Origin of the sequence: Enterobacter cloacae complex sp. P16RS2, assembly GCF_014982155.1 — a bacterium.
Lineage (GTDB): Bacteria > Pseudomonadota > Gammaproteobacteria > Enterobacterales > Enterobacteriaceae > Enterobacter > Enterobacter cloacae_M.
Genome location: NZ_JADCKW010000017.1, coordinates 76,660 through 93,813 on the forward strand (window position 1 = coordinate 76,660; position 17,154 = coordinate 93,813).

Annotated in this window: 17 protein-coding genes and 1 pseudogene; 8 read left to right on the top strand and 10 right to left on the bottom strand. The window is 56.8% G+C overall.

The window, feature by feature from the left end; all coding sequences use genetic code 11:
* Positions 1-28: 28 nt before the first annotated feature.
* Positions 29-568: an isochorismatase family protein gene (locus tag INF68_RS12450; RefSeq protein ID WP_023309941.1), complete on the top strand. Its 540-nt coding sequence runs from the start codon at positions 29-31 to the stop codon at positions 566-568.
* Complete coding sequence (locus tag INF68_RS12455; protein ID WP_109845857.1) at positions 568-1,488, top strand: GlxA family transcriptional regulator; 921 nt, start codon at positions 568-570, stop codon at positions 1,486-1,488. The genes INF68_RS12450 and INF68_RS12455 overlap by 1 nt, the downstream gene beginning before the upstream one ends.
* Here the strand turns inward: INF68_RS12455 and INF68_RS12460 are convergent.
* Positions 1,481-2,476, bottom strand: coding sequence for an acyltransferase (locus tag INF68_RS12460; protein WP_109845856.1), 996 nt, complete (start codon positions 2,474-2,476; stop codon positions 1,481-1,483). The two genes, INF68_RS12455 and INF68_RS12460, sit on opposite strands and share 8 nt — an antisense overlap.
* Positions 2,477-2,659: 183 nt before the next feature.
* Between INF68_RS12460 and INF68_RS12465 the strand changes: the two genes are divergently transcribed.
* The 3 genes from INF68_RS12465 (at position 2,660) to glyS (ending at position 6,117) form a co-directional block, all read left to right on the top strand.
* Entirely contained in the window at positions 2,660-2,965 is a 306-nt protein-coding gene (locus tag INF68_RS12465) for a YsaB family lipoprotein (RefSeq protein ID WP_109845855.1), read from the top strand.
* 161 nt (positions 2,966-3,126) lie between these two features.
* Positions 3,127-4,038 carry a glycine--tRNA ligase subunit alpha gene (gene glyQ, locus INF68_RS12470; protein ID WP_003860141.1) on the top strand — a complete coding sequence of 304 codons (912 nt, stop codon included), beginning with the start codon at positions 3,127-3,129 and terminating at the stop codon, positions 4,036-4,038.
* Between the two features lie 9 nt (positions 4,039-4,047).
* Entirely contained in the window at positions 4,048-6,117 is a 2,070-nt protein-coding gene (glyS, locus tag INF68_RS12475) for a glycine--tRNA ligase subunit beta (protein ID WP_109845854.1), read from the top strand.
* A gap of 93 nt (positions 6,118-6,210) precedes the next feature.
* On the opposite strand, the gene INF68_RS12480 is transcribed toward glyS, so the two are convergent.
* Together INF68_RS12480 and INF68_RS23445 are read right to left on the bottom strand one after the other, a co-directional pair.
* Entirely contained in the window at positions 6,211-6,621 is a 411-nt protein-coding gene (locus INF68_RS12480; RefSeq protein WP_285894856.1) for a hypothetical protein, read from the bottom strand.
* Positions 6,549-6,731 (bottom strand): annotated as a pseudogene (locus INF68_RS23445) (hypothetical protein); the annotation flags it as partial. The gene INF68_RS12480 and the pseudogene INF68_RS23445, both read right to left, overlap by 73 nt.
* 836 nt (positions 6,732-7,567) lie before the next feature.
* Here INF68_RS23445 and INF68_RS12490 point away from each other — a divergent pair.
* A complete protein-coding gene (locus INF68_RS12490; protein WP_126786472.1) occupies positions 7,568-9,187 on the top strand; it encodes an ABC-F family ATP-binding cassette domain-containing protein in 1,620 nt (539 codons plus the stop codon).
* Between the two features lie 39 nt (positions 9,188-9,226).
* Here INF68_RS12490 and INF68_RS12495 read toward each other — a convergent pair whose 3' ends face one another.
* Positions 9,227-9,514 (bottom strand): HTH-type transcriptional regulator, encoded by a 288-nt coding sequence (locus tag INF68_RS12495; RefSeq protein ID WP_008502755.1) that lies wholly within the window; start codon positions 9,512-9,514, stop codon positions 9,227-9,229.
* Positions 9,515-9,845: 331 nt separating this feature from the next.
* Here INF68_RS12495 and INF68_RS12500 point away from each other — a divergent pair, with 331 nt between their 5' ends.
* Positions 9,846-10,556: a DUF3053 domain-containing protein gene (locus INF68_RS12500; RefSeq protein ID WP_126786471.1), complete on the top strand. Its 711-nt coding sequence runs from the start codon at positions 9,846-9,848 to the stop codon at positions 10,554-10,556.
* A gap of 247 nt (positions 10,557-10,803) precedes the next feature.
* On the top strand, positions 10,804-11,016 hold the full coding sequence (cspA, locus tag INF68_RS12505) for an RNA chaperone/antiterminator CspA (RefSeq protein WP_003860775.1): 213 nt from the start codon (positions 10,804-10,806) through the stop codon (positions 11,014-11,016).
* A gap of 58 nt (positions 11,017-11,074) precedes the next feature.
* Here the strand turns inward: cspA and ghrB are convergent, their stop codons facing one another.
* The 6 genes from ghrB to INF68_RS12535 form a co-directional block, all read right to left on the bottom strand.
* Entirely contained in the window at positions 11,075-12,049 is a 975-nt protein-coding gene (gene ghrB / locus INF68_RS12510; RefSeq protein WP_109845852.1) for a glyoxylate/hydroxypyruvate reductase GhrB, read from the bottom strand.
* A 26-nt stretch (positions 12,050-12,075) separates the two neighbouring features.
* Positions 12,076-13,356 carry an MFS transporter gene (locus INF68_RS12515; RefSeq protein ID WP_023309951.1) on the bottom strand — a complete coding sequence of 427 codons (1,281 nt, stop codon included), beginning with the start codon at positions 13,354-13,356 and terminating at the stop codon, positions 12,076-12,078.
* Positions 13,357-13,473: 117 nt separating this feature from the next.
* A complete protein-coding gene (locus INF68_RS12520) occupies positions 13,474-14,412 on the bottom strand; it encodes a sugar kinase (protein WP_126786470.1) in 939 nt (312 codons plus the stop codon).
* Positions 14,413-14,415: 3 nt separating this feature from the next.
* On the bottom strand, positions 14,416-15,165 hold the full coding sequence (locus INF68_RS12525) for a sugar phosphate isomerase/epimerase (RefSeq protein ID WP_126786469.1): 750 nt from the start codon (positions 15,163-15,165) through the stop codon (positions 14,416-14,418).
* 103 nt (positions 15,166-15,268) lie between these two features.
* On the bottom strand, positions 15,269-16,285 hold the full coding sequence (locus INF68_RS12530; RefSeq protein ID WP_023309954.1) for a LacI family DNA-binding transcriptional regulator: 1,017 nt from the start codon (positions 16,283-16,285) through the stop codon (positions 15,269-15,271).
* Between the two features lie 180 nt (positions 16,286-16,465).
* Positions 16,466-17,128, bottom strand: coding sequence for an OmpA family lipoprotein (locus tag INF68_RS12535; RefSeq protein WP_008502762.1), 663 nt, complete (start codon positions 17,126-17,128; stop codon positions 16,466-16,468).
* Between the last annotated feature and the right edge of the window lie 26 nt (positions 17,129-17,154).

The window sequence follows — 17,154 nt, forward strand, 5'->3', positions numbered from 1 at the left end:
GCCACACCCACTGGCGAGGAGATTTATCATGTCACGCATCGCATTAATAAACATCGATACTCAGCAGTCCTTCCATCACCGCAATTACTGGCAGGAGGACGAAATTCCTGCCTTTCAGCAGGCGATGCTGGGGCTGATTGAAGGCTGCCAGGCGCGCAATATTCCGGTCGTTGATATTTTTCACGTGGATGAAGACGGTCCTTTCACTCTGGAAAGCGGCTATGTCAAACCGATGGCCTTTTTGCGTCATCAGCCGGATGTGGTTTTCCAGAAACACGTCCATAATGCCTTCACGGATACCGGGCTTGACCGCTGGCTGCGCGAGCGTGATATCAACAGTGTGATTATCTGCGGAATTCGTACTGAGCAATGCTGTGAAACCACCGCCCGGGTGGCTTCCGATCTGGGTTATGCTGTGACCTTTGTTAGTGAGGCAACGCTGACGTTTCCCATGACGTACAAGGGGATAACCCTTAGCGCAGCGGAAATTCGCCATCGTACCGAGACGGTACTGTCCGGGCGTTTTGCCGAGATTAAAACGGTAGCGGAGACGCTGGAGTCCCTGTAATGAGCATCGACGTCTGGTTCGTGATGTTGCCCGGGGTGCTGTCATTAGACATGACCGGCCCGGCAGAGACCTTTGTGCTGGCTGGCGACGCGTTTCGCCCGCATTACATTGGCCCGCAATCTGAGGTTCCGACGTCCATTGGCCTGACGATGAGCGGCATTCAGCCGCTGCCGGAGCGTCTCACGGAAGGCAGCCTGCTGGTGCTGCCGGGTGTGAGCGACTCCCGCAGTCAGTTCTCAACGCCACAGGCGCAGCAGATCCAGCACTGGCTGATGTGCCTGCAGCCGCAGATCCAGCGCCAGGAAATCACCGTGATGTGCGTCTGTTCAGGGGCCTTGCTGGCGGCGAAATCGGGCCTGTTGAACAACCGGCAGTGCACGACCCATCATGACGTTATTAGCCGTTTACGCACCGCGGCCCCCACGGCGACGATTAAAGAAAACCGCATCTTTGTGCAGGATGAGAACATCTGGACCAGCGCGGGGATCACGTCTGGCATCGATCTGGCGCTGCACATGATTAACCGCCTGTGCGGCCCTGAAAAGGCGCTGGCCGTGGCGCGCGAAATGGTGGTCTGGTTCCGCCGTTCCGGTGACGATCCCCAGCTATCCCCGTGGCTGCGCTACCGCAATCATCTTCATCCGGCGATCCATCGGGCGCAGGATGCGCTCACCGCCGAGCCGCAAAAAGCGTGGAGCTTGCCTGACATTGCTGCACTGGCGCACGTCAGCCCGCGTCATCTCACCCGGCTTTTCCAGTCACATTTAGGGATTAGCGTTCGCGATTATCTGGAACAGCTGCGTCTGGCGGTGGCGGAGCAGTGGCTACTGCAGGGGCGCGGCGTGGAGCAGGCTTCACTGGCGGCGGGGTTTTCCTCCCCGCGCCAGTACCATCGCGCCCGGCAGCGAAGCATTAGCTGACGAAGCGGCGAACGTCTATTTTTTGCAGCAGCATCGACAGCAGCAGGCTGATCGCCAGCGTGGCGGCAAAAATCCAGACGATATCCAGCACCGGCCAGCTTTTTAGCTCAACGCCTCTCGTGCGCAGCGCGTGGATCACCAGCGCGTGAAAACCGTAAATCCCGAGAGAGTGGCGCGAGATAAGACTGAGTACGGGCAGGGCGCGCGCGTTCAGGGTATTTTTGGCGAGCGTGAGCAGCGAAACGGCACAGATAAAGACCATCGGCCCGCAATACAAATACCAGGTATCGGCAAAATTGCCGCGCCACTGCAGCTCGTACAGCGTCCCGCGCGAAATCACCGCCACGCCAGCGATAAACAGCGCCCCGCAGAGCCAGTTCAGACCGCGTTTTTGCGTGTCCATCATCCCGATGGCGCGCCCCAGCATGCCGTAAAGCACGTAGTAAAAAGTATCGCCGTTGATATAGAGATTGACCGGCAGCCACTCAAATCCGTCGATTTTCTGTGAGAGCGTATTCGGGTTGGCAACAATGCCAATCACCACCATCAGGGCTAAAAGCATTTTTCCGCTGACGTGTTTTACCTGGATGAGCGGGGACACCAGATAGATAACGATAATGGCGAAGAAGAACCACAGGTGGTAGAACACCGGTTTTTGCAGCACGTATTTCAGCGATAGCCCGGCGTTAATGGAGGTGAACAGCGTGATATAGAGCAGGGCAACGGCGCTGTAGAACCCCAGACAGGCCGCGATGCGGATGAAGTGCCGCGGCTGCGCGCTACGCTCGCCAAAAAAGAGAAAGCCGGAAATCATAAAGAACAGCGGCACGCTGACGCGTGACGCAGAGTTGAGAATATTGGCGATATCCCAGTTAACGGGGCTGATGCTGTGGGCATTCGTGACGTACCAGGTCGTCGTGTGGATCATGACCACCATCAGACACGCTATTCCTCGCAGGTTATCAATCCAGTTAATTTTTGACTGCATCAGTTCCTCGTATTCCCTGTAAATTGAGTGTGACTGCCATTGTCCAAAAGTCTTCGCTTGGAAAATTCTGAGTTTTATTCAGCAGGCTTGTAGGGAGGCCGCGAGATTCGCAGAATGCCGGACCTTAATCTATAAAAGCTTTGATACTAAAAATAACAGCCACTGACCAGGGCGGTAATAAAAATGATGATGAAGCGTGTGGCGTCACTCTTTCTGCTGGTGATCCTGGCGGGATGCAGCGCGTCGCAAGAAGCACCTGTGCAAAAAGCGCAGCAGGGTAAAATGAGCCCGGAACGTTCGTTGAATATGGAGTCTCTCTGCAAGGACAAGGCCGCCCGCCGCTATAACTCGGACATTCAGAAAATTAACGTCATCGGATTCGAGCGCTTTCAGGGCAGCTATGAACTAAGAGGATATACGGCGCGTAAAGAGGGCTTTGTCTGCTCGTTTGATGCGGATGGTCAGTTTTTACACCTCTCCATGCGCTAGCCTGCTCGTATAATCAACAGCCAGACGCCGTCAGCGTTCTGGCCGGAAGGCTTATTTCCCCAATTTTCCCTAAACAACCCCGTTTCGTACTGTATATCTTGCAGCCAGCGGGTATACTGGTCCCTTCCATTTAAAACCACACGTATCCAGCACGAAATACTATGCAAAAGTTTGATACCAAGACCTTCCAGGGCCTGATCCTGACCTTACAGGATTACTGGGCTCGTCAGGGCTGTACCATTGTTCAACCTTTGGACATGGAAGTCGGCGCCGGCACTTCACACCCGATGACCAGCCTGCGCGCGTTGGGGCCAGAGCCAATGGCGACCGCGTATGTGCAGCCTTCCCGTCGTCCGACCGATGGTCGTTACGGTGAAAACCCGAACCGTCTGCAGCATTACTATCAGTTCCAGGTGGTGATTAAGCCATCACCCGACAACATTCAGGAACTGTACCTCGGGTCGCTGAAAGAGCTGGGTATGGATCCAACCATTCACGACATCCGTTTCGTGGAAGATAACTGGGAAAACCCAACGCTGGGTGCCTGGGGTCTGGGTTGGGAAGTGTGGCTGAACGGCATGGAAGTGACTCAGTTCACTTACTTCCAGCAGGTTGGCGGTCTGGAATGTAAGCCAATCACCGGTGAAATCACCTACGGTCTGGAACGTCTGGCGATGTACATTCAGGGCGTAGACAGCGTTTACGACCTGGTCTGGAGCGACGGCCCGCTGGGTAAAACCACCTACGGCGACGTGTTCCATCAGAACGAAGTGGAGCAATCCACCTATAACTTCGAATACGCGGACGTGGACTTCCTGTTCACCTGCTTCGAGCAGTACGAGAAAGAAGCGCAGCAGCTGCTGGCGCTGGAGACTCCGCTGCCTCTGCCTGCCTACGAGCGTATTCTGAAGGCCGCCCACAGCTTCAACCTGCTGGACGCCCGCAAAGCCATCTCCGTGACTGAACGTCAGCGCTACATTCTGCGTATTCGTACCCTGACCAAAGCCGTTGCAGAAGCTTACTACGCGTCCCGTGAAGCCCTTGGCTTCCCGATGTGCAACCGAAACAAATAAGAGGCGGCCATGTCTGAGAAAACTTTCCTGGTGGAAATCGGCACCGAAGAGCTGCCACCAAAAGCCCTGCGCAGCCTGGCTGAATCTTTCGCTGCGAACGTGACCGCTGAGCTGGATAACGCTGGCCTGGCACACGGTAAAATTGAGTGGTTTGCCGCACCTCGCCGTCTGGCGCTGAAAGTGGCAAATCTGGCGGCGTCTCAGCCGGATCGCGAAGTCGAAAAACGTGGCCCGGCGATTGCCCAGGCGTTTGACGCGGAAGGCAAGCCGAGCAAAGCGGCTGAAGGCTGGGCGCGCGGCTGCGGCATCACCGTTGATCAGGCCGAACGTCTGACCACGGATAAAGGCGAGTGGCTGCTGTACCGTGCGCACGTGAAAGGCGAAAGCGCGGAAGCGCTGCTGCCGGATATGATTGCCACGTCTCTGGCAAAGCTGCCGATTCCTAAGCTGATGCGCTGGGGCGCGTCCGACGTGCACTTCGTGCGTCCGGTTCACACCGTGACCCTGCTGCTGGGCGATACCGTTATCCCGGCGACCATTCTGGGCGTGGCGTCCGATCGGGTGATCCGCGGCCACCGCTTTATGGGCGAGCCAGAGTTCACCATCGACAATGCCGACCAGTATCCGCAGATCCTGCTGGAGCGCGGTAAGGTCATTGCCGACTACGAACAGCGTAAAGCCAAAATCAAAGCGGACGCTGAAGAAGCGGCGCGCCAGATTGGCGGTAACGCCGACCTGAGCGAAAGCCTGCTGGAAGAAGTGACCTCTCTGGTTGAATGGCCGGTTGTGCTGACCGCGAAGTTCGAAGAGAAATTCCTGGCCGTTCCGGCTGAAGCGCTGGTGTACACCATGAAGGGTGACCAGAAGTACTTCCCGGTCTATGCCAACGACGGCAAGCTGCTGCCAAACTTCATCTTCGTGGCAAACATTGAATCGAAAGATCCTATCCAGATTATCTCCGGTAACGAGAAAGTCGTTCGTCCGCGTCTGGCGGATGCAGAGTTCTTCTTCAACACCGACCGTAAAAAGCGTCTGGAAGATAACCTGCCGCGCCTGCAGACCGTGCTGTTCCAACAGCAGTTGGGCACGCTGCGCGACAAGACCGACCGCATTGCGGAGCTGTCCGGCTGGATTGCCCGTGAAATCGGTGCAGACGTCAACCACGCGACGCGTGCAGGCCTGCTGTCCAAGTGCGACCTGATGACCAACATGGTGTTCGAATTCACCGACACCCAGGGCGTGATGGGTATGCACTACGCGCGTCACGATGGCGAAGCGGAAGACGTAGCCGTTGCCCTGAATGAGCAGTATCAGCCGCGCTTTGCGGGTGACGAGCTGCCGTCCAACCCGGTTGCATGTGCCGTCGCAATTGCCGATAAGATGGACACCCTGGCGGGTATCTTCGGTATCGGCCAGCATCCGAAAGGCGATAAAGACCCGTTTGCGCTGCGTCGTGCCGCGCTGGGCGTGCTGCGTATCATCGTTGAGAAGAACCTGAACCTCGATCTGCAGACCCTGACCGAAGAAGCGGTGCGTCTGTACGGCAACAAGCTGACCAACGCGAACGTTGTGGATGATGTGATCGACTTTATGCTCGGTCGTTTCCGCGCGTGGTATCAGGACGAAGGTTACACCGTTGACACCATTCAGGCGGTGCTGGCGCGTCGTCCGACCCGTCCGGCTGATTTCGATGCGCGTATGAAGGCGGTTTCCCACTTCCGTACCCTGGAAGCGGCATCTGCCCTGGCCGCGGCCAACAAGCGTGTATCCAACATTCTGGCGAAATCCGACGAGACGCTGAACGAGCGCGTGAACGCCGCAACCCTGAAAGAGCCGGAAGAGATCGCTCTGGCGATGCAGGTTGTGGTGCTGCGCGACAAGCTCGAGCCGTACTTCACGGAAGGTCGCTACCAGGAAGCGCTGGTGGAGCTGGCCGAGCTGCGTGACGTGATCGACGCCTTCTTCGAGAAAGTGATGGTGAACGTAGAAGATAAAGAGCTGCGTATTAACCGTCTCTCTATGCTCGATAAACTGCGCGAGCTGTTCCTGCGCGTGGCGGATATTTCGCTGCTGCAGTAATGGGCCCGCTGTTACAAATGCTAAAAACCCGCTTCGGCGGGTTTTTTTATGGGTCTTTTGTAGGCCGGATGAGCGCAGCGCCATCCGGCAGGTTTAGCCGATCGCGATTGTGCCTTCGTCTGTCTGCAGCCAGCGCGGTGCCTTCAGCGTATCGGCAAAGTAGCTGACCAGCTCGCACAGCAAATCTTCCATAACGATTTCAGATTGTCGCGGCAGTGAGCCGTTCATCAGCATCTGCGTAAGCTCCTGACAGTAGCGCCCCAGCTGATCGCATTCGGGTTCGAAAGCCGGAACGCGTGACGGGAGTTCCTTCACGGTCAGGCTGGCTTTTAAAGCGTCCGGAACAGGTTCCAGAAGCGTGGGTTGCAGAAGATTCAGACAGGCATAAAGTCTGCCGTAAAGCGCCATTTTTGGGGCGGGTTCTTCGCAATCTACCAGTGCGTCGGTAAAACGTTCGCAGTTATCCGCCAGTTCGGTGAAGTCGGTGGCGTGGTTGAAGGGCAGGGTGAATAAAGAATGAGCTTGGGTTGGGGTAGTAGCCATATTGGCAGCCTCCGATAAGTGATAAAGCTTCCACCACCGGAAATGCTAACTTCGCTGGTGGTGGACTGAACAGAGTTAGCATTACCGGCCTTATCGGATACCGGCGCATCTTTCGATGCCCCTGCTCAGCCCACCATTGAGATGTAGCAAAGCATGCTGCACATAATGTGCCGCCGATAAGATAAGCCAGGATGCTAAACCCGGCACCTGATTTTGCAGGTGCAAAGAGAACTTACTGCTCATCAAAACAGGCGGCAATAGATTTGAGCTATGCAACTGAGGATATTACCATTTCTGGAAAGAGACTCGCAAAATTACCGCAATGAAAAGCATACTGCGGGCAGAGGTCTTACAGCGACGCTATGGTCCGGCTGTAAATCGCTGAGGCGTTTCCTGCAGGCCGGGGCGAGGCGCATGGATGCGCCGAGAGGGCGGGCTTTACATGGATGTTACCTCCGCCCGTCCCCGATAAGCCGGAAGGAATAAGCCGAAGGTACCGCGTAGCGGCGATTTACCGCCGGGAGCCCGGGTAGCCAGGGTGGTGGCGACTGAGCCACCCTGGCACGTTCACGGGTATTGTCTTTACAGAGTAGCAAGGAACATAAAGTGAACGGAATGACTACCAGAGCCGTATGCTTCCCCACACCCCAGCCCTCTCCCTCAAGGGAGAGGGGGCCGTCAGTGCAGACAATATTTGGTGGGGATCCCTCAGCCCAAAGGGAGAGGGAGTACAATTCGACCAAAATTTAACCTTGAAACCGTCAACGCATTACCGCTATCCTTAACGTGTTAACTTTCTCGCGCTGGAGCGCCCCCCAAAAATGAACAAACACGACTGATGAATTTCGATCCTTGCTAAACGCCACCGCGTCGGCAGGGGATGTTTTGATTTCATTCAGGAGTGCTTATGGCTCATTTTGCGCAGTCCCCTTCTTTTATTTTGCATCAGGTCACCTGTCAGTTTCCGACGGGCGATACCCTTTTTGGTCCGCTGAATCTCACGCTCGAACCCTCCCTGTGCGCGCTGGTTGGCCGCAACGGCAGCGGGAAAACGCGTCTGCTGCGTCTGCTGGCGGGGCTGGATGAACCGGCTTCCGGTCATATTGAACGCTTTGGCTCGCATGCCTGGGTGGCGCAGCAGCACCTCATTTCGCCGCAGACGACGCTTGCTGAACTGCTCGGGTATGACGCGATTTTTGCGGCGCGTAAGCGCATCGACAGCGGCGATTACCAGCCTGACGATCTGGACATGCTCGACGGCCACTGGGATGTTGCCGAGCGCCTGAGCGAGGCGTTTATCAATGCGCAGCTCCCACCGTTTGATCCGGATAAACCCGCCGGCGAACTCAGCGGCGGCGAGCGCATTCGCGCCCTGCTGTGCGGGGCGTTTACGGCTGAGGCGGATTTCATGCTGCTGGACGAGCCCACTAACCATCTGGACCGACAGGGCCGGGCGTGGTTCTACGACCAGCTCCACCGTTTTCAGGGCGGCGTGCTGGTAGCCTCCCATGACCGCGAACTTCTGGAGCAGGTGCCGCGTATCCTTGAGCTGAGCGCCTCGGATCTGCGCAGCTACGGCGGGAATTATGCGGATTATCAAACCCAGCGCGATGCCGAACAGCAGGCGGCCCGCGCGGCGCTGGAACATGCGGCAACCGAGCGCAAACGCACCCGGGTACGCATGCAAAAAGAGCATGACGATAGCCAGCGGCGTTCGGCAAAGACATTGCGCACCGTCGATACCCTGAATATCGCGTCGTTCGAGCGGGTCAAATATAAAGGCGCGGCAAAGGAGCGGATCGGCTCCTGGAAAAAACAGCACAGCGAGCAAAATGAAGCCCTGAACGCCGCGGTAAATAAGGCGCGTGAACGCGTTGAGGAAGATAACCCGGTAATGTTCACCCTGCCGGGGAGTCAGATCCCGGAGGGGAAGCAGGTGCTGGTGCTGGAGGAACTGGTGCTGCCGCATGTGCCTGTTCCTCCGCTCAACTTGCGAATGGACGGACCGATGCGCGTGGCGTTAAAGGGACCGAACGGCTGCGGCAAATCGACGCTGTTAAAAATCCTCCTCGGCGAGATTACTCCCCGTTCGGGTACCTGTAGGGTTTCAGTCAGCTGTGCTTATCTCGACCAGCATCTTTCCCGGCTCGATCTTTCGCAGTCGGTCATGACGCATCTCAACCTGAGTCATACGCCTCTGGACGAGGGGGTATTGCGAACCCGTCTGGCACAGCTTCAACTGGGTGCCGACAAAGTTACGCTTCCGCTGGCGGAGCTGAGCGGCGGAGAGCGTCTTAAGGCCGCCCTGGCCTGCGTGCTTTGGCGCGCGGAGGCTACCCAGCTTCTGCTGCTGGATGAACCTACCAACCATCTGGATTTGGCCTCGGTCCAGGCCATTGAAGCGGCGCTGGCCGGTTTCCCCGGAGCTCTGCTGGTGGTATCACACGACGAGGCTTTTTTAAGAGGCTTAACGTTAACGCATGAATGGGTATGGGAAGAGGCGGGCTGGCGTTGCGAGAGCCTTTAAAACACAAGCCCCCGCAGAGGCGGGGGCATTCAATCTTCACTACGCTATCTGTTTGCTGAGTGCAGGGTTGGCCTGAATCAGGCGCATCAGCCTTAACTCGGTTGGGGTGGGTTTCTCACGTTTTGACTCCCACTCCTGCACCATAGCCACGCTGACACCCATCGCTCTGGCGAATTCTTCGGTTTTCAGTCCTGTCCCTTTGCGCAATTGCTCATATTCTGTAAAGGGATTGGATTTTTGTTGCAGGGTAATCGTCTGCGGTACGTCTTTAAAAATGATCTGTTCCAGGCTGCTCAGCAGCTCAAACTCAGGATCTTTATATTCCATTGAGGACTCCTCTTAAATCTCACATCGTGATCAAGAACATCAGAGAGCCAGTTAAGAATAGTCCCTAATACGAACTCAGGATCGTCACGGGTGTGATTAATCGTGCGGTAACGATCGCTTTACCCGATTCAGCGATATGGATAGTTATACTAATTACCTGATTAGTCATATGTCGGCTTCGGCAGGTATTTTTTTGTAAATGGTAAGAAATAAATCGGCAATAGCCGTTTTGCATGAAAAGAGTATCTTGCAAGGCTGACCTGGACTATCCTTGTCAGCGTCGGGCACGCGTGTGCCGGTGTGCGCTTTTTTGGGTGAAAGGAGTAATAAAATGGCGACAGGAATGTCCTGCTCTCGCTGGTTTGCGCCTATTGCGGCGTTGTTGATGGTTGTTAGCCTGAGTGGGTGTTTTGATAAAGAAGGCGATCAGCGCAAAGCGTTTATCGATTTTCTGCAGAATACAGTGATGCGCAGCGGCGAGCGGTTGCCGACGCTGACTGCGGATCAGAAAAAACAGTTTGGCCCCTTCGTGTCCGATTACGCCATTCTTTATGGTTATTCACAGCAGGTGAGCCAGGCGATGGATTCCGGTATCCGCCCGGTAGTGGATAGCGTGAACGCCATTCGCGTTCCGCAGGATTATATGACGCAGCGTGAACCGCTTCGCCAGTCCAACGGTGCGCTTGGCGTGCTGAGCCAGCAGTTGCAGAATGCGAAAATGCAGGCTGATGCGTCACGTTCTGCGCTGAAGCAGGGTGACGATCTCAAACCTGTCTTCGACAAAGTGTACGAGAAAGTGGTGACGAAACCGTCTGAAGCGCTGCAACCGCTGATTCCGGCCGCGCAAATCTTCACGCAGCAGCTGGTTCAGGTGGGCGACTTTATTGCCCAGCAGGATACTCAGGTGAGCTTCGTTGCCAACGGCATTCAGTTCCCGACCTCGCAGCAGGCAAGCCAGTACAATACGCTGATTGGGCCGCTGGCCTCCCAGCATCAGGCCTTTAGCCAGGCCTGGAGTGCCGCCGTCACGGCCACAGAATAAACCGAAAAAAACCCCGCTTCCGGCGGGGTTTTTTATGCTTATGGAAAATAACGCTTGTCATTCTTCTACCACATCGGTATAACTATCCCCGTCGGTTTGTTACACAGACCTAAAGCAGTTTAGTAAAGCAGTCCAGATTGTTATCCATAGATACCCTTCGTTGTGACCCTTCCTTCATCGCTTAAAAATCTGTAACGCAATCCATCAAGCCGGAAGGCTCAATATATTTGTTAATAAGGTAATTTCTATGTCTGCTAAAATGACTGGTCTGGTAAAATGGTTCAACGCTGATAAAGGTTTCGGCTTCATCACTCCTGACGATGGCTCTAAAGACGTGTTCGTACACTTCTCTGCTATCCAGAACGATGGCTACAAATCTCTGGACGAAGGTCAGAAAGTTTCCTTCACCATCGAAAGCGGCGCTAAAGGCCCAGCAGCTGGTAACGTTGTAAGCCTGTAAGCTTCCAACCCAGTAGCACAAAATTCAAAAACCCGCCTTCTGGCGGGTTTTTTCGTTTCTATCGTTGCACCTGCGGGTTCACGCAGTTTATCTCCACCTTTCCGCTTAGGGCGGCGATAAGGTTATCGACCGCAGTGGCCGCCATGTTGTAGCGCGTCTCATGGGTGGCTGAGCCGATGTGGGGCAGGGCGACGACGTTTGGCATTGCCAGCAGCGGGGAATCCACCGGCAGAGGCTCCTGTTCAAACACGTCCAGACCCGCGGCATGGATCTCGCCGTTCTGCAGAGCTTCAATCAGCGCCTTCTCATCCACCACCGGGCCGCGACCCGCGTTGATGAAAATGGCGGATTTCTTCATTTTTTCAAATGCGGATTTGCCAATCAGATGACGCGTTTCGTCCGTCAGCGGCAGAACCAGACAAACAAAGTCGGCTTCCTCCAGCAGGGTATCCAGCTCGCAGTAGCGGGCGTTGAAGCGTTCATCGGCTTCACTGTGATGGCGACGCGCGTTATACAGAATCGGCATGTTAAAACCAAAATGCGCGCGCTGCGCCAGTGCTAGCCCAATGCGCCCCATGCCAACAATGCCCAGCGTTTTGCCGTTAACGTCCACGCCGAACCAGTCCGGTCCAATGCTTTTTGTCCATTCGCCCGCTTTGACGCGCTCGGCTACTTCCACCACGCGACGTGCCGTGGTGAGTACCAGCGCCATCAGCGTATCGGCCACGGTTTCCGTCAGGGCATGTGGCGTATGCATCAGCAGGATCTTGCGGGCGTTAAGGGCATCCACATCGAAATTGTCGTAACCCACGGAAACGGTAGAGGTAGCACGAAGCTTCGGCATTTTCTCCAGCAGGGCGGCATCCACTTTCTCGCTTGAACCCAGCAGGCCTTCGGCGCTGGCGAACGCTTCGGCGTGCTGCGCCACGGTTTCCGGGCTCAGGTTCTTCACCTGCGTGACGGTGAAGTGTTCTTCAAGGCGTTTCTGCAGATCTTCCGGCAGCGCTTTGTACAAAATGACGGACGGCTTCATGCTAATCTCCGTTGATTTTTAAGGATTCAGGCGTGGCGTGCGCCGACAGGGTGTTGTTGATTATTAGCAGGCTTAACAATCAGAGTAAGCCACACGGAGGCGAAAAGCGCCACCCCCATAAAAATGTACGATGCGGACGGACTACCGGTGGCACCGTTCAGATAACCGACGAACCAGGAGCCGCAGAACGACCCCAGCGCACCCATACTGTTAATTAATGCCATCGCGCCACCCGCGACGTTACGCGGCAGCATTTCCGGGATGATGGCAAAGAACGGACCATACGGGGCATACATGGCGGCACCGGCGACCACCAGCAGGGTATAAGAGGCCCAGAAGTGATTTGCACCCACGGCCCACGAGCCGATAAAGGCAAAAGCAGCGATCAGCAGCAGCGGCCAGACAAACAATTTTCGGTTCTGCAGCTTGTCTGACGCCCAGGAGACGACGATCATGGCGATGGTCGCGGCCAGATACGGTACGGAAGAGAGCCAGCCCACTTCTACCATGCCGAGGTTTTCGCCGCCGCTGCGGATAATCGACGGCAGCCACAGCACAAAACCGTACACGCCAATGCTCCAGGTAAAGTACTGCGCGCAGAGCAGGATCACGTTGCGCGAGCGGAAGGCTTCACCGTAGTTGCGTACCGCCTTCAGACCTTGCTGTTCTTTATCCAGCTGCGCCTGCAGCGCCGCTTTTTCGTCTTCGGAAAGCCATTTCGCCTGGGCAGGTTTATCCTTCACCAGCACCCACCAGCAGAATGCCCAGATCACTGCCGGGACCCCTTCGATGATAAACATTTCGCGCCAGCCGAAGGACTGGATCAGGTAGCCAGACACCACCGACATCCACAGCACCGTGACCGGGTTACCGAGGATCAGGAAGGTATTCGCGCGCGAGCGTTCAGATTTGGTAAACCAGTTGCTGATGTAGATCAGCATTGCCGGCATGACCGCCGCCTCAACGACGCCGAGGATAAAGCGAATGGCGGCCAGGGCAGGAATATTGTTCACCACGCCGGTCAGTGACGCGCAGGCGCCCCACAGGATCAGACAGACGAAGATCAGCTTACGCACGCTGCGGCGTTCTGCATAAATCGCGCCCGGGATCTGGAAGAAGAAGTAGCCCAGGAAGAAGAGGGCACCCAGCAGGGAGGAGATACCTTTGGTGATCCCGAGGTCTTCGGTGATCCCCGCTGCGGACGCGAAGCTGAAGTTGGCACGGTCAAGGTACGCCAGGCTGTACGTGATAAACACGATAGGCATGATGTACCACCAGCGTTTTACTGCATTGGTCGAACTGTTCATAGGCTTGCCTCTGTTGTTGAGGTTGTTACCGCCGTTGTCTGTAGGGTACACGGTGGCTTAATTATTTGGTGCGGCTTGCTGCCCTCACCCTGGTCCTCTCCCACAGGGAGAGGGAATTTAAATGCCGAGCTCTGCTCGCGTGGGTAATCCTTCGCTGTCGCCCTGCACCTGAATGGCCAGCGAGCCAATCTTGTTGCCCCGCGCCACGGCCTGCGGCAGCGTTTTGCCTTCCAGCAGGGCGCTAATCACGCCCACGGCAAAACCGTCGCCCGCGCCGACGGTGTCGACAACGTTCTCAACCTTCACCGCCGCGACCGCGCCCTGTTGGCCGTCGGCCGTCTTGAACCATGCGCCATCGGCACCGGTCTTCAGCACCACCGCTTTTACCCCTTTATTCAGGTAGAAATCGGCAATGCCTTCCGGCGTGCTTTCTCCGGTCAGGATCATCCCTTCTTTCAGGCCCGGCAGAACCCAGTCCGCCTGGAACGCCAGACGGTTGAGCTTCTCGACCATTTCCGCTTCGCTTTTCCACAGCACCGGACGCAGGTTCGGATCGAAAGAGATTGTTTTTCCCTGGGCTTTCAGAGTGGCTGCCGCGTGATCCAGCAGCTCATACGAGCTGGCGGACAGCGCTGCCGCCACGCCGCTCAGGTGCAGATGGCGCGCGGAGGCGAAATAGTCGGCGTGGTAATCCGCCACTGAGAGGTGGCTTGCGGCCGATCCCTTACGGAAATACTCCACGATGGGATCGGTTCCATTTTCGACCTTAGATTTAAGCTGAAAGCCGGTCGGGAAGCGTCCGTCGAGAGTGACGCCGGCGGCATCAATACCCTCTTTTTTCAGCGAATCGAGAACGAAATGGCCAAAGCTGTCATCCCCCACGCGGCTGACCCAGCCCACGTTCAGGCCGAGACGCGCCAGGCCGGTTGCGACGTTCAGCTCTGCGCCCGCCACGCGTTTGATAAAGTGCTCTACCGCGCTCAGTTCGCCCGTTTCAGTGGCGACAAACATTGCCATGGCTTCGCCAATCGTGATGACATCCAGCGTCTTGTGCATGGTTTACTCCTCGCGCAGCAGGTTGACGTAATGGCGGGTAACGGCGGTTAAATCCGTCCCTTCCAGCGGGAACTCGATACCGCGCGGGGCATCGGCAGGCAGCTGGCCGAGCAGATCCAGCCAGCGCGCATCGGCGTGGTCCGGCGCCACGGCGCGGAAGTTATCTTTGTGCGGCACGACGGCTTTCACGTGGATATAGCTCACCGCAGGGGCCAGATGACGCGCGGCCTCTTCAGGAGAATCGCCAACCCACAGCCAGTTGCCCATATCGAAGGTCAGCGTGACGGGTAAGGCCATTTCCCGGCAGGCGGTCTGGAAGCGCTGCATCGGCGCGAGCTGTCCGCAGTCGGTCTGATCGTTCTCCACGACCAGCGCCATGCCGCTTGCGTTCAGCAGGGTACGCAGGGCGTCGAGAGGCTGCGCGTCGCGGAAATGGCCCAGGGAAACCTTCAGCCACAGGGCGTTCAGGGTGCTGGCCTCAGAGAGATAGCGGGTCAGGTCCGGGTTGAGGGTGCCGTCAGGCATAAACAGGGCGGCGGGGGCGGAGTAGCACGCCAGCAGGCCGAGCAGCTCAATGGATTCTCCCAGCGCAGGCAGCGCCAGCAGCTCTTCGCTGTTGAACAATTCCCGGCGGATCTCCACGCCGTCTGCCCCTGCGCCTGCAATCACAGGAAGCATTGCCCGCTGACCGCCCGCCTGTCGCACCTGTTCCGCACCGTACGCGGCGGTGACCACCATAATTTTCCTGCCCATCTTCGGACTCCATCGCAACATATCAATACTATTACGCTAGATGGAACCGGTTCCAAAGAAAAGGTCAGGATGTCGAATTTATGATCGGTATCACAAGGGAAAATTAACGCGCCGTGGAGCCGCGAACGATCAGCTCGCCGGAGAAGACCTGCTCGCGAACGGCATCGCTGGTACCTTCAATGCGACGAACTACTTGTTCAACAGCAGCATAGCCAATCTGCCAGGTGGGTTGTTTAAGGGTAGTAATGCCGACGCCCGCCAGCTCCGCCCACTCCAGTTCATCAAACCCCAGCAGACCGATATCGCTGCCCCAGTGCAGGCCAATGCGCTTGAGCGAGCGGGCGACCTGAAGCGTCAGCGCCCCGTTGGCGGAGATAACGGCTTTGCGCATACCGCGATGGCGCGTGTGGAACTGGCGCAGGGTGTTATCGAGCTGGTCAGCTTCGTGAAGCGGCGTTTCGGCATTTTCGGCGATCACGCCGGGATATCGCTCCAGCGTGGTGCGAAATGCGCTCAGGCGCTCGCGACGGGTATTGACCATCCCTAACGGTTCACTCAGAAACAGAATGGCCTCGAAGCCCTGTTCGATCAGATGTTCGGTGGCGGTAGTGGCTGCCTGGGTGTTATCCAGACCGACCACATCGCAGGCAAATTCCGGGATTTTACGGTCGATGAGGACCATAGGCAGAGAGGACTGCTGCAGGCGGTTTAAACCCTCTTCCCGCATGCCCACCGCGTTCACCACAATCCCTTCGACCTGATAGCTGCGCAGCAGATCGAGGTAATGCAGCTCCTGGTCAACTTCGTTGTTGGTATTACAGACCAGCGGCGTGAACCCCTTCTCGCGACAGGCGGCTTCAATACCGCTGAGGACGTTAACGGAATAGGGGTTGGTGATATCGGCGATGATAAGCCCGATAAGGCGGGTGCGGCCGCGTTTGAGCCCGCGCGCCATGAGGCTGGGACGGTAGTCGAGATCGGCAATGGCCTGTTCAATACGCGCCAGCAATGCGTCGGACAGCAGGTGTTTCTCGCCGTTAAGGTAGCGTGAAATACTGGTTTTACCGGTTTTGGCGGCTTTCGCCACGTCGCTGATGGTGGCCCGGGCTGGTTTGCTCATCGCTGATTTCCTTGAATTTAGTGAGAATACCTTAGCGGGAAAATCAGACGAATCAAGTAATTTGCCCGGTGGCGCTGCGCTTACCGGAGGTTGCGGTCTGGTGCCCTCACCCCAGCCCTCTCCCACGGGAGAGGGTGCAACCACTAAAAACGGCAACGAGCGTTGCCGTTTTGCTTTTACCTACTGAATTGGGCTTAACGTAATCTCAACGCGGCGGTTCTGCGCTTTGCCTTCCGCCGTGCTGTTGCTGGCGATAGGGTTGGCAGGGCCCATGCCGCTGGTGCGGATACGGTTCGCTTCAACACCCTGGGTAATCAGCGAGCTGGCCACGGAATCGGCGCGCTGCTGAGACAGTCGCATGTTCAGATCCTGGCTGCCGGTACTGTCGGTATAGCCAATCACGTTAACGGCGGTTTTATTGTACTCTTTCAGCACCATCGCCACGCCGGTCAGGGTGTTTGCGCCTGCTGGTTTCAGCGTTGCGCTGCTGCTATCGAAGGTCACGTTGTTCGGCATATTCAGGATGATGTTATCGCCGCTGCGCGTCACGCTCACGCCGGTTCCCTTCATTTTGTCGCGCAGCTTCGCTTCCTGCACGTCCATGTAATAGCCAACGCCGCCGCCCAGCGCCGCGCCCGCCGCTGCGCCAATCAGCGCGCCTTTGCCGCGGTCTTTCTTGGAGGAGGAGAGCGCCCCCACGCCTGCGCCGACCAGCGAGCCGATACCCGCGCCAATGCCGGATTTACCCGCTTCACGCTCACCGGTGTAAGGGTTGGTTGTGCAGCCAGAAACAGCCAGGGCACCGCTCACCAGAGCGGCAATAACGAGTACGCGTTTTTTCATCTTCTTTCCTTAATCCTTTTTATTCT

Bases quoted from the DNA above. Each gene is read 5' to 3' on its own strand.
- INF68_RS12450 (WP_023309941.1), top strand. From the start codon at position 29: ATGTCACGCATCGCATTAATAAACATCGATACTCAGCAGTCCTTCCAT.
- INF68_RS12455 (WP_109845857.1), top strand. From the start codon at position 568: ATGAGCATCGACGTCTGGTTCGTGATGTTGCCCGGGGTGCTGTCATTA.
- INF68_RS12460 (WP_109845856.1), bottom strand. From the start codon at position 2,476: ATGCAGTCAAAAATTAACTGGATTGATAACCTGCGAGGAATAGCGTGT.
- INF68_RS12465 (WP_109845855.1), top strand. From the start codon at position 2,660: ATGATGATGAAGCGTGTGGCGTCACTCTTTCTGCTGGTGATCCTGGCG.
- glyQ (WP_003860141.1), top strand. From the start codon at position 3,127: ATGCAAAAGTTTGATACCAAGACCTTCCAGGGCCTGATCCTGACCTTA.
- glyS (WP_109845854.1), top strand. From the start codon at position 4,048: ATGTCTGAGAAAACTTTCCTGGTGGAAATCGGCACCGAAGAGCTGCCA.
- INF68_RS12490 (WP_126786472.1), top strand. From the start codon at position 7,568: ATGGCTCATTTTGCGCAGTCCCCTTCTTTTATTTTGCATCAGGTCACC.
- INF68_RS12495 (WP_008502755.1), bottom strand. From the start codon at position 9,514: ATGGAATATAAAGATCCTGAGTTTGAGCTGCTGAGCAGCCTGGAACAG.
- INF68_RS12500 (WP_126786471.1), top strand. From the start codon at position 9,846: ATGGCGACAGGAATGTCCTGCTCTCGCTGGTTTGCGCCTATTGCGGCG.
- cspA (WP_003860775.1), top strand. From the start codon at position 10,804: ATGTCTGCTAAAATGACTGGTCTGGTAAAATGGTTCAACGCTGATAAA.
- ghrB (WP_109845852.1), bottom strand. From the start codon at position 12,049: ATGAAGCCGTCCGTCATTTTGTACAAAGCGCTGCCGGAAGATCTGCAG.
- INF68_RS12515 (WP_023309951.1), bottom strand. From the start codon at position 13,356: ATGAACAGTTCGACCAATGCAGTAAAACGCTGGTGGTACATCATGCCT.
- INF68_RS12520 (WP_126786470.1), bottom strand. From the start codon at position 14,412: ATGCACAAGACGCTGGATGTCATCACGATTGGCGAAGCCATGGCAATG.
- INF68_RS12525 (WP_126786469.1), bottom strand. From the start codon at position 15,165: ATGGGCAGGAAAATTATGGTGGTCACCGCCGCGTACGGTGCGGAACAG.
- INF68_RS12530 (WP_023309954.1), bottom strand. From the start codon at position 16,285: ATGAGCAAACCAGCCCGGGCCACCATCAGCGACGTGGCGAAAGCCGCC.
- INF68_RS12535 (WP_008502762.1), bottom strand. From the start codon at position 17,128: ATGAAAAAACGCGTACTCGTTATTGCCGCTCTGGTGAGCGGTGCCCTG.